The sequence below is a fragment of the Aerosticca soli genome (assembly GCF_003967035.1).
Taxonomy (GTDB): domain Bacteria; phylum Pseudomonadota; class Gammaproteobacteria; order Xanthomonadales; family Rhodanobacteraceae; genus Aerosticca; species Aerosticca soli.
The window spans coordinates 1,893,601-1,907,943 of the sequence record NZ_AP018560.1 but is presented as its reverse complement, the minus strand read 5'-3'; the positions used below and the strand labels follow the sequence as shown (position 1 = coordinate 1,907,943).

The following is a 14,343-nucleotide window of genomic DNA, read 5'->3' as shown; positions in this document are numbered from 1 at the left end:
CTGGTGCCGGAAATAGGATTCGAACCTACGACCTACGCATTACGAATGCGCCGCTCTACCAGCTGAGCTATTCCGGCGGGTAAGTTTGAAAGTTTACGGTCCATCGAGAGCGGCCTGCAAGCTCCCGGCACAATGTGGGCAATTCCGGCAGCTCATCAGCACGCCGGTCGGCGAAAACCTGCCACTCATCCGGTGGAGCTTGGCCGGCTTCCGCCATGGGAGGTTAAGGTGGTCAGCACAGGGGAAACCATGACATGGGGCTTGAGTCCTTGCGAAGGCGCTGCACACGAGGCTGCATGAAGCTGCGGGCGGAATCCTCATGGCCCGTCGCGGGCTGCCAGGCCGGGGTGACCTTGATCGAACTGATGATCACCCTGGTGGTGGCCGTGGTGCTGTTGGCCATGGCAGTGCCCAGTTTTCGTTCGATCACCTTGTCGAGCCGGCTCAATACCGCCGCCAACGAAGTGGTCGCCGCCGTGAATGCCGGCCGGGTCGAGGCGATCAAGCGCAATGCCAGTGCTCAGCTATGCAGCAATGACGCGTCGACCAACGGCGGCGACACCCTGGGCACTGCCTGCGGCACGGAAACGGGGGCCGTCTATCTGCTGATCGCCGGCGCTGCCACCAAGGTCGGTACGGGCGTCGCCGGTTTGCAAGCGCCGATCAGGCTCAAAGGCAACCTCAAGGCCCTGCGTTTCGGCGGCGACGGACTGGCCGTCGCGATCGGTGACAGCAAGCCGTATGCGGGGCAGGTCGCTGACATTTGTACTGACGCGATCAGCACGAACAACCACCGCATCGTCAACATGACTGCCGGTTCGTCGCTGAGCGTCGTCACCTCATCCGGTGCATGCCCATGAAACAGCCGCCATTTTTTGAGAAACGCCAGAGGGGCGTCGGCCTGATCGAAGTGTTGGTGGCCGTTTTGGTGCTTTCCATCGGGTTTCTCGGCATGGGGGCCTTGCTGGCCAAGTCCCTTTCTACCAACAACAGCGCCATGGCGCGCAGCATGGCCACCATCGCCAGTTATTCCATCATGGATGCCATGCGTGCCGACTACGCCAGTGCCAGCGCTGGTCAGTACAACACCGCCCAGCCGATCAAGGCCACGGCCTGCCCGGATGCTTCCGGTTCGCTGGCCAACTACCAGCTCAACCAGTGGTGCCAGCAACTGGGCAACAACCTCGGCAAGGCCGACAGCACCACCGGCGCGATCGCCTGCACGGCCACCGGCAACAATGTGGATTGCACGGTCACCATCACCTTCGACGACAGCCGCGCCGGCACCGGCGGCAGCCATACACAGACCGTACTCACCCGGGGCATGCTGTGATGAGTATCCGCCATCCGGCATGTGTGCATGCGCCGCGCAGGGATGCCGCCCGGACGCGCTCGGCGCCGGCCGGCTTCACCCTGATCGAGCTGATGGTCGCGATGCTGCTCGGCCTCATCGTCATCGCCGGTGCCGCCAGCGTGTTCCTGGCCGGCCAGCAGACCTACCGCACCAATCAGGCACTGGTCGACGTGCAGGAGAACGCGCGCGTCGCCTTCGAGATGATGGCACGCGACATTCGCACCGCCGGCATGACCGGCTGCGACAACAGCGGCCGCGTCGTCAACGTGCTCAAGAACGGGCCCTTCAACGGTGGCACCGACTGGTGGGCGGACTGGAACAATGCCCTCGTCGGCTTCACCAGCAGCCAGCCCGACCCATCCGTCACCGTCGGCACCGGCGCCGCGCAGAAAGTTACCGGCACCGTATCGCTCATGCTGATCGGCGCGCAGAACGGTGGCGTCAGCGTCAAGACCAGTACGCCCGGTGCGTTCACCTTCAACGAGGCGAGTCCTGGCTTCCAGGCGGGCGACATCATCGTCGTCTGCGATACCGATCACGCGGCCCTGGTGCAGATCAGCAGCGTCTCCGCTGGGACATACAGCTACGGCACCAGCGGCACGCCGGGCAATTGCACGCAGGACTTGCACTATCCCACCTCGTGCAGCGGCAGCGGCAGCTACAACTTCCACGTCAACGGCATGGCATCGAAGCTTTCCGCCGCCGACTGGTACGTGGGCAACAATGCCGATGGCGGCAAGTCGCTGTACCGCCGGGTCGTGGAAACCGGCAGTACCGGCGTGGCCGCTCCCGTTGCCGAGGAAATGGTGCGCGGCGTGACCGGGCTCGCGCTGGCCTTTCACCAGGTCGGCAATGCGAACTTCGTGGCCGCCGATGCCGTGACCAACTGGGCCAGTGTCGATGCGGTGCAGGCCACGTTGACGCTGCAAAGCAGCGACCAGCGCGCCGGCACCGATGCCAAGCCGATCACACGGACCCTCACTTCCGTCACCACCGTGCGCAACCGGGTGAACTGACATGCACACACGCGCATCGAACACCATCACCATCCATCGCCGCGCAAGTTCGCCGGCGTCGCGTCGCCAGCGCGGCGTGGCGCTGGTCGTGGCGCTGGTGCTGCTGGTCGTCATCACCCTGGTCGGGCTGGCGGCCATTCGCGGCACGCTCTTGCAGAACAAGATGGCCGCCAACCTCTACGACCGCCAAGTCGCCTTTCAGGCCGCCGAGGCGGGCATGCGCGCGGCGATGGCCAAGCTCGCCAGCGATCAAACCATCGCGCGCGAATGCGACCAGGCCAGCGGTGGAGGGCTTTGCTACGCCAATCCCTTCAATGATCCGAATCTGCCCGCCGGCAAGATTATCAATGTAACCACCGGTAACGACCCCACCCAGTTTGATGCGGGAGCACTTGCGGCTGGGCAACCACAATACGTCGTCGAGCATCTAGGTACCGGTGTTGGCTCTGGCGGGCAACAACAAAATGCAACATGCAATAGTTATGGCGCGCCGTGCGTGCCACAGCAGAACGGTAGCAAGTATTACCGCATCACCGTGCGCAGCGCGCCGCCAGATGAAATCGGCAATCGCTCGGTCGTCTTCTTGCAGACTATGGTCAAGTTAGGTTCGTGATGTCTACAACTGCAGCGTATCGACATTCGGAGCACATTGTCATGCATTTGCATCGATTAATGCGCAGGGCCGTGTCCGTCCTCGGGCGACTGCTGGGCAGCAGTCTGCTGGTATTGATGCTGGGTTTTTTCATCGCGCCGTTGGCGCAGGCGACGGAAGTCACTATAGATCCGTCACCGCTGATTGTTCAGATCACGTTACCGCCCAACATGATGCTCATGCTGGATGATTCGGGCTCCATGAATTACGATTTCATGCCGGATTGGGGTTATCTAGCCGATCAAAGCGCTAACGGAGCTAGGAATTCCAACGTCAATGGAATTTATTACAACCCAACCATCCTTTATACCCTGCCTGTGCATGCGAATGGTACGCCGTATCCCAATTCTCCGGGATTGACGTCGGCATACAAGGACGCTTATCTGGACACGACGCATAGTCAGAATATAACCACTTATTATGACAGTGCCGATGGTAGTCACACGTTGTATTATTACACGAATCTACCGGTCAGCAAGACCGATCTTGGTCCGCCGATCGTTCGCTGTGCGACGAATTATCATGAAAATCCAGCCGATCCGACACAATGCATCCGTGATCCCGTGGCGCCTACGGATACTTGGAAATGTAACTCGGGCGATTATGGTCCCGTAAGTTCCATGTGCAGACATCGGGTATGGGTCGAGGGCACTCCCGTTGACACCTGGTATGCGGCCAATCATGTAGGAATGACGTGTCCAGGCGGAACCACGCTCCAGGCGGATGGTCTTTGCCATTATCCGGTGGCTGCGAAAAGTTTGGGTTGCGCGTCGGGAAGTCTTTACCTGGGTGTCTGTGTCAACTGGACCTATAAATCATATTTTACCTATGTAACTGGACCCATCGGAGGTTACCAGGTGCATTATGTTGCTTCGGGCACCCAATGCAATTTGTTGTTCAATGCCGCGGATCAGGCAAATTGTGTAAACGAGAATGATATTTCAGGCGTCGCTGCTCCTGTCGGGGTGAAGGCGGGACAAAATATCGCCAACTGGTATTCCTATTATCGAACTCGGTTACTGATGGCTAAGACCGGTTTATTGAGAACCTTCGCGGGGCTTGATAGTAAGTTCCGTGTCGGGTTCGGATCCATCAATGGTCAAAACAACAGTAACCTGCCCACATTGAATGCAACCTTTGGCGCAACCAATGTGAAAGTCGCCGAGGTTCAGCCACTTGGCGATGGCTCTTCAGGTACGCAGAAAGCAAGTTTCTGGAATTGGGTAACCAGTATTGCGGCCAATGGTGAAACGCCGTTGCGCAATGCGTTGGATGCGGTAGGTCAATACTATAAAACAGATCAGCCGTGGACCACGATGTCATCCGACCCCAATTATGCCGAGAATGAGCACAAGGAACTAGCATGTCGGCAGTCCTATACCATTCTGACTACGGACGGGTTCTGGAACGATGATACTGCACCTTCGGGCATCGGCGACCAGGACGGCACGGTCGGATCGGCCATATCCAACCCGAATGGTAATAGCTACACTTATACGCCCGCACTGCCTTACACCGATTTAAATTTGACGCCGTATCTGCAAACTGTCAATTCATCATGTGATTCGGGTTATACCCGAACACTTGTTGGCAGCACGTATATATGCAAGAAAGGTACAAATCCAACCCAAACGCCTTTTTGCTCAGCGGGCTGGACGTTGACTACCAATCAGGGGTTCTGCACGCAGACTGTGACGCCTGTCGGAAACTCCGATACCTTGGCCGACGTAGCCATGAAATACTGGAAGGCTGATCTGCGTCCGAGCACGGCAAATGTAGTTCCCACCAATACGGATGACCCTGCCTTCTGGCAGCACATGGTGACATTCACGATGGGCATGGGGTTTCCTCCTGTGGGTATCACACCGAGCACGGCCACCGTAGATCAAATTTTTTCCTGGTCCAACGGGGGATCTCCCATAACAAACTTCAGTTGGCCAACGCCTGCATCTAACAGTAAATACAATATTGCCGACCTTGCTCATGCTGCGGTCAATGGTCATGGTGGTTTTTATTCGGCAACCGATCCGGAAAGTTTTGTGGCTGGACTCACCTCGGCCTTGCGCCGCGCTTCTTCGCGTGTAGGCACCGGTGCCAGCTTGGCGGCGAATTCCACTCAGACACAGACTGGTACAGTAGCGTATCAGGCTTATTACTACACCATTAAATGGACGGGTGATCTTAAAGCCTTCAATATAAACTCTGGGGTTATCGGATCGACACCCATATGGACAGCATCTACCGGAATGCCGACTGCAGGCAGCAGGCATATATGGAGTTACAACGGAACTGATTATATGGAATTCAAAGTTTCGGCTGACGGAAGTCTGCCGGCACTTGCCAGTGATCAATTGAATGCACTTGGCGGATCGGCGAGCGCTCAAGCGGATATGATTAATTATTTGCGCGGCGATAGCTCCAAAGATATGGCTCATGGTGGAAGTTTCCGGACTCGCGAGGTGTCACTGGGTGATATCGTCGATTCGCAACCTATCTATGTCGCTGCGCCGGGGTTGGACCTTTTCGGCATGCAAACCTTCACAGGCACGGCCAGCTATGGCACCTTCGCCGTCGATCAAGCCTCCCGATCACCTTCGGTATACGTAGCTGCCAACGATGGATTTCTACATGCCTTCGACGCTGGTAGTGGCTTGGAAACTTATGCCTATTTACCTGGGGCGGTGATTACCAGTGGACTCAAGGATCTGGCCAATCCGGCTTACGGGGATACGGTATCACACGAGTATTTCAACGACGGCGAACTAACGGTGGCCGATGCCTATTTCGGTAGCGCCTGGCACACCGTGCTGGTCGGTAGCACTGGCAAGGGTACGGCCAAATCGGTCTACGCGCTCGACGTCACTGATCCGACCAATATCCAGTTCCTGTGGGAACGTTCGGCTGGCGACGGCAAGACCAATAGCAACTACATTGGCCAGATGACCGGCAAGCCGGTGATCGCGCAGACCGCCGATGGCGTCTGGTCGGTATTGATGGGCAATGGCTACAACAGCGCTGCCGGCAAGGCCGCGCTGCTGCAATTCGGGCTTTCCGACGGCACGCTCGACGTGCACCAAACCACCGACACGACCGGATTGGCGGCGCCGGCGGTGTGGATTGGCACGCTGGCCAACGGCATCAGCACGGTGGCTTATGCGGGCGATGCGGATGGCAACGTGTGGTCGTTCACGCTCAACACCGGCAGCACCACGGCCACCGCCACGCCCAGCAGCAGCGGCGTCAAGCTGTTCACGGCTACGGACAGTAGCAACAACGCGCAGCCGATTACCGCCGGCATGAGCATAGGCAAGGATCCACAGAGCGGGAATGTCTGGATCTTTTTTGGCACGGGTAAATATCTTTCCCGTGACGATTTGGCGGACATGAGTACACAGACCTGGTACGGCTTGATCGTTTCCTCGACCGACAGCACCAATCACCCAGCGGTAGACGGCACCACGCACAAGGACCGCAGCGCGTTGGCACAACGCTCGATCACCAGCGAAACGGCGGGTGACGCCAACACGCTGCCGGGCCGCACGGTCACCACCCTGACCGATGCTTCTAATATCACTGGCAAGGCCGGCTGGTACATCGATTTGCTGTCGCCGACCGGGGTGGATGGCGCAGCCGTGCAGCAAGGCGAGCGCATAGTGACGCCGAACGTGCTGAACGGATTGTTGATTGGTACCACGCGCATCCCGAAGGCCGCCGATGCGTGCAACCCCTCCGGCAAGGGTTGGATCATGGCTATTGATCCTTTCACGGGAACCAATCCTTCGGCAGTATTCTTCGACCTCAACGGTAGCGGTAATGTGGATACAGGCGACCTGATTAATGACAAACCTGCGGCAGGTATCGGTTTTGCATCGCTACCCAATAATCCGATCTTCGTTGGTAGCCATATGCTGGTCAGCTTCGACAATGGCACCAATACCAGCGTAAATACTTTTTCACCGCCGACCGTCAGTGCGTTGCAGCGTGTATCGTGGCGTGAATTGATCAGCCCGTAGGAGCCCCGATGAGCCAAGGCCTTCCACATGCAGACACCGCGACGGATGCCGGCCGTCGCGACGCCGCGCGGACACCTGCCCGTGCGCGCGGATTCACCTTGGTGGAATTGATGATCGTGGTAGCGATCATCGCGATCCTTGCCGCGATCGCCCTGCCTTCCTACATGCGCCACGTGGTCAAGACCAAGCGCGTGGCGGCCGAAGGCTGCCTGTCGGAATATGCCAATTTCATGGAGCGCTACTACACCACCAACCTGCGCTACAGCAAGGACACCAGCGAAAACGCGATCACGCTGCCCACCCTCGATTGCGCGGCCAACGGCCAAACCGGCGCGGACTACAGCTACGCCTTCGCCGCCGGCCAGCCCACCGACACCACCTATACGATCCAGGCGACCGCGCGCGCCGGCAGCGCACAGGCATCGCGCGATGCGGCGTGCACGCCGCTCGGCATCGACCAGACCGGCGCCCGCACGCCTGCCGGTTGCTGGTGAAGTGCTTGGGTTAGCCCAGGCACGGGGCGCAAAAAAGGACGCCACCCTTTCGAGATGGCGTCCGTTTTTTTAAACATGGTGGGCGGTACAAGGATCGAACTTGTGACACCTGCCGTGTGAAGGCAGTGCTCTACCGCTGAGCTAACCGCCCGCTCAGGAGCCGGCAACTATAAGCACCTCTCCGGATCGGGTCAAGCGCCGTTGCTATACTCGTCGGCCCGCCGGCCGCCGCCTGTGTTCAAGCCATGATCGATGCCTCAAGTCTCGTGCCCGTGACCATCACGCCCTGGAAACTCGTCGGCTACGTCGGCACTTTCCTGTTCACGGCGCGCTGGTTCGTGCAGTTCTACGCGACCAAGAAGTTGAAGCGCGTGGTGATGCCGATGTCGTTCTGGTACCTGTCGATCATCGGCAGCGTGCTGACTCTGGCGTATTTCATCTGGGGCAAGAACGATTCGGTGGGCATCATCCAGAACGCCTTCCCGATGTTCGTGTCGCTCTACAACGTCATGGTGCATCTGCGCCATGGACGCATGGTGGCGCCGGCGCAGGAGCGCTGAGCATCGCTCATTCCGGGTCGTAGTCCAGCCACGGCGCCAGCCAGCGCTCGGCTTCGGCGCGGCTCCAGCCCTTGCGGCGCGCGTAGTCCTCGACCTGGTCGCGGCCGAGCCGGCCGACCACGAAATACTGGCTGTCCGGATGGGCGATATACCAGCCGCAGACGGCCGCGGCCGGGTGCATGGCCATGCCCTCGGTAAGGCTGATGCCGGTGCGGGCGGTGACGTCGAGCAGACGGAACAGCGTGGCCTTTTCGGTGTGGTCGGGGCAGGCCGGATAACCCGGCGCGGGGCGGATGCCGCGGTAGCGCTCGGCGATCAGCGCCTCGTTGTCGAGCGTCTCGTCGGGAGCGTAACCCCAGAACTCGCGACGCACGCGCGCATGCAGGCGTTCGGCGAAGGCTTCGGCCAGACGATCGGCCAGCGCCTTGAGGAGGATGGCCGAATAATCGTCGTGCGCGGCCTCGAAGTGGGCGACGTGGGCGTCGAGCCCGATGCCCGCGGTCACCGCGAAGGCGCCGATCCAGTCGCGCTTGCCGCTTTCCTTGGGCGCGATGAAATCCGCCAGACACAGGTTGGGCCGTTCGGGCGGCTTGTCGGCCTGCTGACGCAGGTGATGCAGCACGATTTTTTCCTCTCGGCCCGCAAGGGATGGCGTCGGGAGCGGCCGCGCGACCGCGGATGAGGCAGGGCGGGCCGCCGCGCCGGCTCCGTCGTGGCGATGAGGATGGCCATCGTCGGCATCGGCGCAAGGGGCGAGGAATTCGATGTCGTCGCCCACGCTCGCGGCGGGCCAGAAGCCGATCACGCCGCGCGCGGTGAGCCATTTTTCCTCGATGATGCGATCGAGCATCTGCTGTGCGTCGTCGAACAGCTCGCTCGCCTGGGCGCCGACCACGGCGTCGTCGAGGATGGCCGGATACCGGCCGGCCAGTTCCCAGGCCTGGAAGAACGGCGTCCAGTCGATGTAGGCGCGCAGTTCGGCAAGGTCGTAGTCGTCGAACACGGTGATGCCGGGTCGGCGCGGTTCGGGCGGATCGTAGGTGGACCAGTCGCCGCGGAAGCGCCGCTCGCGTGCCTTGGCCAGAGGCACCAGCGGCTTGCCGGCGTCGCGCTGGCGATGGCGTTCGCGGATGGCGGCATAGTCGGCGCGCAGCGCGGCGACGAAGGGCTCGCGCAGCTCGGCGCTGACCAGCGATTGCGCCACGCCGACCGCACGCGAGGCGTCCTTCACCCACACCGTGGGCGCCGCGTAGTGCGGCGCGATCTTGAGCGCGGTGTGCGTACGCGACGTGGTGGCGCCGCCGATCAGGAGCGGCAGGGCGAGCCCGCGTCGCTGCATCTCCCGCGCGACGTGACTCATTTCCTCCAGCGACGGCGTGATCAGGCCGGAAAGCCCGACGAGGTCGGCGCCTGCGGTGATGGCGGCGTCCAGGATGTTCTGTGTCGGCACCATCACGCCGAGGTCGATCACCTCGAAGTTGTTGCAGCGGAGTACTACGCCGACGATGTTCTTGCCGATGTCGTGCACGTCGCCCTTGACCGTGGCCATGACGATGGTGCCGTTGTTGCGGCCGGTGTCGCCGGTGCGCGCCTTTTCCGCCTCGATGTAGGGCAGCAGGTGGGCCACCGCCTTTTTCATCACCCGGGCGGACTTGACCACCTGCGGCAGAAACATCTTGCCGGCGCCGAACAGGTCGCCGACCGTGTTCATGCCGGCCATCAGCGGCCCCTCGATCACGTCCAGCGGACGGGCGGCGAGCTGGCGCGCGGCCTCGGTGTCCTCTTCCACGTATTGGTCGATGCCGTGGACCAGGGCGTGGGCGAGGCGCTCGTGCACGGGAAGCTTGCGCCAGGAGGAGGTTTCCGCCGGCGCAGAATCGCCCTTCCGGCGCCGGTAGCGGTCGGCGATGGCGAGCAGGCGTTCGGTGGCGTCGGCGCGGCGGTTGAGCACCACGTCCTCGACGCGTTCGCGCAGCTCCGGGTCGAGATCGTCGTAGATCGCCAGTGCGCCGGCGTTGACGATGCCCATGTCCATGCCGGCGGCGATGGCGTGGTAGAGGAATACCGAGTGGATCGCCTCGCGCACGGTGTCGTTGCCGCGAAAGGCGAAAGAGACGTTGGACACGCCGCCGGAGACGTGGCTCCAGGGAAACCGGCGTTTCAGCTCGCGGGTGGCCTCGATGAAATCCACCGCGTAGTTGTCGTGCTCGGGGATGCCGGTGCCGATGGCGAAGATGTTGGGATCGAAAATGATGTCTTCGGGCGGAAAGTCGAGCCGTTCCGTCAGCAGTTCGTAAGCGCGCGTGCAGATCGCCACCTTGCGCGCGCAGGTGTCGGCCTGGCCCTGTTCGTCGAAGGCCATCACCACCGCCGCGGCGCCGTATTCGAGGATCTTGCGTGCCTGCTCGAGAAAGACGGCCTCGCCCTCCTTGAGCGAGATCGAGTTGACGATGCCCTTGCCCTGCAGGCAGCGCAGACCGGCCTCGAGCACGCTCCAGCGGGACGAATCCACCATCACCGGCACGCGGGCGATGTCCGGCTCGGCGGCGATCAGGTTGAGGAAGCGCGTCATCGCCGCCTCGGCGTCGATCAGACCGTCGTCCATGTTGACGTCGAGGATCTGCGCGCCGTTTTCCACCTGCTGGCGCGCGACTTCCACCGCCTCCTCGTAGCGGTTTTCCTTGATCAGCTTGCGGAACTGCGCCGAGCCGGTGACGTTGGTGCGCTCGCCGATGTTGACGAAGTTGAGCGCCGGCGTGATGACCAGCGGCTCCAGGCCGGAAAGCCGCGTGTAGCGCGGTGCGCTCATCGGCGGTTCCGCTTCGCGGGCGAAGGGGCGGGCCGCGCGCAGCTGCCGGGCGTCATGCCGCCGCCTCCTGCGCTTGCGGCAGTGCGCGAGGCGGCACCCCCGCCACCGCCTCGGCGATGGCGGCGATGTGCGCGGGCGTGGTGCCGCAGCAGCCGCCGACCAGGTTGAGCAGGCCTTCGCGGGCGAACTCGCCGATGATCGCGGCCATCTGTGCCGGCGTTTCGTCGTAGCCGCCGAAGGCATTGGGCAGCCCGGCGTTGGGGTGGGTGCTGACACGGCACTCGGCGATCGCCGCCAGCGTTTCCAAGTGCGGGCGCAAGTCGGCGGCGCCGAGCGCGCAGTTGAATCCCACCGACAGCGGCCTGGCGTGACGCACGGCGTAATAGAACGCCTCGGCGGTCTGCCCGGACAGGGTGCGGCCGGAACGGTCGGTGATGGTGCCGGAGATCATCACCGGCAGGCGGGCGCCGCGCGCGCGGAAATCCTCGGCCAGGGCGAACAGCGCGGCCTTGGCGTTCAGCGTGTCGAAAATGGTCTCGACCATGATGAGCTCGGCGCCACCCTCGATCAGCCCGCGCAGGGCCTCGGCATAGTTGAGCCGCAGCTCTTCGAAGGTGACGTTGCGGTAGCCGGGATCGTTGACGTCCGGCGACAGCGAGGCGGTGCGGCTGGTCGGGCCGAGCACGCCGACGACGAACCGCGGCTTGTCCGGCGTACGCGCCTCGGCGGCCGCACAGGCCTCGCGGGCGATGCGGGCGCCGGCGAGATTGAGCTCGTAGGCCAGCTCTTCCAGGTGATAGTCGGCCTGGCTGAGCCGGGTGGCGTTGAAGGTATTGGTCTCGACGAGGTCGGCGCCGGCAGCGAGATAGGCGGCATGGATGTCGCGCACCAGCTCGGGCCGGGTCAGATTGAGCAGATCGTTGTCGCCCTTGAGCTCGCAGCCTGGGTGTCCGGTATGTTCGGCGGCGAAGCGCTGGCCGCGGAAATCCGCTTCCTGCAGGTGGTGGGCTTGCAGCATCGTGCCCATCGCGCCGTCCAAGACCAGGATGCGCGTGCACAGGGCCTCCTCGAGGCGCCGCACGCGGTCGGGATACAGCCAGGGCAGGGCGGTCATGGGTGCTTTCTCACGGTCGATGGGCGAGCAGGCTGTTCACTTCAAAATGCGGTACCTTGCGCTCGCGGCTCAGTCGGCGACAACTGCTCACCTGCAGGCCGGCCGCCGTGGCCAGGCCCTCCAGTTCGCGCACGCTGAAGCCCAGGTTGCGATGATCGAACGGCTCGACCACGGCGCGATGGTCGTGCCGGCCCAGGGTTACGGCGAGCAGGCGGCCGCCCGGCCGCAGCCAGCGCGCAGCCTCGGCCACCGCCTGCGCGGGACGCTCGGCATAGGTCAGCGCGTGCAGCATCAGCACCAGATCGAAACGCCGTTCGCCGAGTTCGAGCGCGTGCATGTCGCCCTGGCGGACTTCGACGTTGGCGAATGCCTGCAGGCGACGGCTGGCCGCCTCCACCACGCGCGGGCTGGAATCCACGCAGACGATCGAACGCGCATGCGGAGCCAGCAGCTCGGCGGTGATGCCGTCGCCCGAGGCAATGTCGAGCACGTCGCCGGTTTCCAGGAGCTGCAGCAGCGCGCGGGCCAGGGTTTCCCAGGTGCGCCCCGGGGAATAATGCCGCTCCATGTCGCCGGCCACGGTGTCGGCCCAGCCTTCGGCGCGAGCGCGCTGGGCGAGCACGCCGGGCAGGCGTTCGGCATCCTCGCGCAGCAGCGCGTCGTCGACACAGCCGCGCAGCGAGCGCAGCAGCGTCTGCGTCGAGCCGTCCGCCTCGTGGTTGGCGCGGTAATAAGCGGACACGCCGGCGCGGCGGTCGCGCACCAGACCGGCTTCCTTGAGCTTGGCCAGATGCGTGGACACGCGCGGCTGCGCCAGTTGCAGCACCGCCGCCAGTTCGGCGACGGTGAGCTCTTCGCCCTCGAGCAGGGCGAGCAGGCGCACCCGGGTGGGGTCGGCGAGCAGGCGCAGCAGGTTGGAGGCGGCGGAAAGATCCACCTATGTATCCATTTATCGCGATTGAAAGATGACAAGGCTACGGGCGCGGGCCGACCGGCGTCAAGCCAAGCCGACGACCGGACCGCCGTATGCTGCAGTTGCACCAGGAGCGCCCGCCGCGGCGGGCTAGAATGCGCGGCCCTTTGCGTTGCGGAGCCGCCCGATGGATTTTCGTTTCACCGATGACCAGCTGGCCATCCAGGCCGTGGCCCGCGATTTCGCCCGCAGGCGCATCGCGCCGATCGCCGCCGAGCTCGATGCCAAGGGCGAGTTCCCGCTGGAAACCATGCGCGAGATGGGCCAGCTCGGCCTGATGGGCATCGAGGTGCCACACGAATATGGCGGCGCCGGCATGGACCCGGTCGCCTACGTGCTGGCGATGATCGAGATCGCCGCCGCGGACGCCGCGCACGCCACCGTGATGAGCGTGAACAATTCGCTGTTCTGCAACGGCATCCTCAAGCACGGCACGGAGGCACAGAAGCAGCAGTACGTGCGTGCGATCGCGCAGGGCGAGGCGATCGGCGCCTATGCGCTGACCGAGCCGCAGTCCGGCTCGGATGCCTCCAACATGCATACCCGTGCCACCCGCAATGCCGATGGCGACTGGGTGATCAACGGCAAGAAAAGCTGGATCACTTCCGGCTCCGTGGCGCGCTACATCGTGTTGTTCGCGATCACCACGCCGGGCATCGGCGCCAAGGGCGTGTCGGCCTTCATCATCGACACGCAGCGGCCGGGCTTCCACGCCGGCAAGGTCGAACCCAAGCTCGGCATCCGCGCTTCCGCCACCTGCGAGATCGAGCTGCACGACTATGTCTGCCCGAAGGAAGACCTGCTCGGCCCGGAGGGCAAGGGCTTTTCCATCGCCATGGGCGTGCTCGACGCCGGCCGCATCGGCATCGCCTCGCAGGCGGTGGGCATCGCCCGCGCCGCCTACGAGGCCTCGCTGCAATGGGCGCGCGCCCGCAAGGCGTTCGGCCAGCCGATCGGCAGCTTCCAGCTCATCCAGGGCAAGATCGCCGACATGAAGTGCCGGCTCGACGCGGCGCTGCTGCTCACCCTGCGTGCGGCCTGGGCCAAGGCCGAGGCGGAGCTGGGCGGCGGGCGCTTCGGTACCGAGGCGTCGGTGGCCAAGCTCACCGCCTCCGAAGCGGCGATGTGGATCACCCACCAGGCGGTGCAGATCCACGGCGGCATGGGCTACTCGAAGGAGCTGCCGCTGGAGCGCTATTTCCGCGACGCCAAGATCACCGAGATCTACGAAGGCACCAGCGAGATCCAACGCATCGTCATCGCCCGCAACGAGACTGGGTTGCGCTGAGAAGTTCGCGTCGTGGCGGTGATGGACATCGCCCGGCGCGGGCTGCCTGCACGGCCCAAGCGTTACCCCA

11 protein-coding genes and 2 tRNA genes are annotated in these 14,343 nt (G+C 63.2%); 8 read left to right on the top strand and 5 right to left on the bottom strand.

Annotated elements, in window-relative coordinates; genetic code table 11:
• Position 1: 1 nt before the first annotated feature.
• Positions 2–77 (bottom strand) — tRNA-Thr (locus tag ALSL_RS08875).
• Positions 78–296: 219 nt separating this feature from the next.
• Here ALSL_RS08875 and ALSL_RS08870 point away from each other — a divergent pair.
• The 6 genes from ALSL_RS08870 to ALSL_RS08845 are packed head-to-tail and all read left to right on the top strand — an operon-like array spanning position 297 to position 7,529.
• A complete protein-coding gene (locus tag ALSL_RS08870; RefSeq protein ID WP_126538411.1) occupies positions 297–860 on the top strand; it encodes a pilus assembly FimT family protein in 564 nt (187 codons plus the stop codon).
• Entirely contained in the window at positions 857–1,333 is a 477-nt protein-coding gene (pilV, locus tag ALSL_RS08865; RefSeq protein ID WP_231700201.1) for a type IV pilus modification protein PilV, read from the top strand. Before ALSL_RS08870 ends, pilV begins: the two co-directional genes overlap by 4 nt.
• The gene (locus ALSL_RS08860) at positions 1,333–2,370 is read left to right on the top strand and encodes a prepilin-type N-terminal cleavage/methylation domain-containing protein (RefSeq protein WP_126538407.1); all 1,038 of its coding nucleotides are present in this window, start codon (positions 1,333–1,335) and stop codon (positions 2,368–2,370) included. Before pilV ends, ALSL_RS08860 begins: the two co-directional genes overlap by 1 nt.
• Position 2,371: 1 nt before the next feature.
• Complete coding sequence (locus tag ALSL_RS08855; protein ID WP_231700200.1) at positions 2,372–2,983, top strand: pilus assembly PilX family protein; 612 nt, start codon at positions 2,372–2,374, stop codon at positions 2,981–2,983.
• A 41-nt stretch (positions 2,984–3,024) separates the two neighbouring features.
• Positions 3,025–7,035 (top strand): pilus assembly protein, encoded by a 4,011-nt coding sequence (locus tag ALSL_RS08850; protein WP_231700199.1) that lies wholly within the window; start codon positions 3,025–3,027, stop codon positions 7,033–7,035.
• Positions 7,036–7,043: 8 nt separating this feature from the next.
• Positions 7,044–7,529, top strand: coding sequence for a type IV pilin protein (locus ALSL_RS08845; RefSeq protein ID WP_126538405.1), 486 nt, complete (start codon positions 7,044–7,046; stop codon positions 7,527–7,529).
• Positions 7,530–7,605: 76 nt separating this feature from the next.
• On the opposite strand, the gene ALSL_RS08840 is transcribed toward ALSL_RS08845, so the two are convergent.
• Positions 7,606–7,680 (bottom strand) — tRNA-Val (locus ALSL_RS08840).
• Positions 7,681–7,795: 115 nt separating this feature from the next.
• Here ALSL_RS08840 and ALSL_RS08835 point away from each other — a divergent pair.
• Positions 7,796–8,089 (top strand): lipid-A-disaccharide synthase N-terminal domain-containing protein, encoded by a 294-nt coding sequence (locus ALSL_RS08835; protein WP_231700198.1) that lies wholly within the window; start codon positions 7,796–7,798, stop codon positions 8,087–8,089.
• Positions 8,090–8,096: 7 nt separating this feature from the next.
• Here the strand turns inward: ALSL_RS08835 and metH are convergent, their stop codons facing one another.
• The 3 genes from metH to ALSL_RS08820 are packed head-to-tail and all read right to left on the bottom strand — an operon-like array spanning position 8,097 to position 12,949.
• On the bottom strand, positions 8,097–10,898 hold the full coding sequence (gene metH / locus ALSL_RS08830) for a methionine synthase (RefSeq protein WP_126538401.1): 2,802 nt from the start codon (positions 10,896–10,898) through the stop codon (positions 8,097–8,099).
• A 52-nt stretch (positions 10,899–10,950) separates the two neighbouring features.
• Positions 10,951–12,012: a homocysteine S-methyltransferase family protein gene (locus tag ALSL_RS08825; protein WP_126538399.1), complete on the bottom strand. Its 1,062-nt coding sequence runs from the start codon at positions 12,010–12,012 to the stop codon at positions 10,951–10,953.
• A gap of 10 nt (positions 12,013–12,022) precedes the next feature.
• Positions 12,023–12,949 carry an ArsR/SmtB family transcription factor gene (locus ALSL_RS08820; protein WP_126538397.1) on the bottom strand — a complete coding sequence of 309 codons (927 nt, stop codon included), beginning with the start codon at positions 12,947–12,949 and terminating at the stop codon, positions 12,023–12,025.
• A gap of 163 nt (positions 12,950–13,112) precedes the next feature.
• Here ALSL_RS08820 and ALSL_RS08815 point away from each other — a divergent pair, with 163 nt between their 5' ends.
• Entirely contained in the window at positions 13,113–14,273 is a 1,161-nt protein-coding gene (locus tag ALSL_RS08815) for an acyl-CoA dehydrogenase family protein (RefSeq protein WP_126538395.1), read from the top strand.
• Positions 14,274–14,343: the final 70 nt, after the last annotated feature.

What these genes read in the sequence shown, in the direction of transcription:
- ALSL_RS08825 (WP_126538399.1), bottom strand. Translation starts at nt 12,012, where the DNA reads ATGACCGCCCTGCCCTGGCTGTATCCCGACCGCGTGCGGCGCCTCGAG.
- ALSL_RS08855 (WP_231700200.1), top strand. Translation starts at nt 2,372, where the DNA reads ATGCACACACGCGCATCGAACACCATCACCATCCATCGCCGCGCAAGT.
- ALSL_RS08860 (WP_126538407.1), top strand. Translation starts at nt 1,333, where the DNA reads ATGAGTATCCGCCATCCGGCATGTGTGCATGCGCCGCGCAGGGATGCC.
- ALSL_RS08815 (WP_126538395.1), top strand. Translation starts at nt 13,113, where the DNA reads ATGGATTTTCGTTTCACCGATGACCAGCTGGCCATCCAGGCCGTGGCC.
- ALSL_RS08850 (WP_231700199.1), top strand. Translation starts at nt 3,025, where the DNA reads ATGCATTTGCATCGATTAATGCGCAGGGCCGTGTCCGTCCTCGGGCGA.
- ALSL_RS08845 (WP_126538405.1), top strand. Translation starts at nt 7,044, where the DNA reads ATGAGCCAAGGCCTTCCACATGCAGACACCGCGACGGATGCCGGCCGT.
- pilV (WP_231700201.1), top strand. Translation starts at nt 857, where the DNA reads ATGAAACAGCCGCCATTTTTTGAGAAACGCCAGAGGGGCGTCGGCCTG.
- ALSL_RS08870 (WP_126538411.1), top strand. Translation starts at nt 297, where the DNA reads ATGAAGCTGCGGGCGGAATCCTCATGGCCCGTCGCGGGCTGCCAGGCC.
- metH (WP_126538401.1), bottom strand. Translation starts at nt 10,898, where the DNA reads ATGAGCGCACCGCGCTACACGCGGCTTTCCGGCCTGGAGCCGCTGGTC.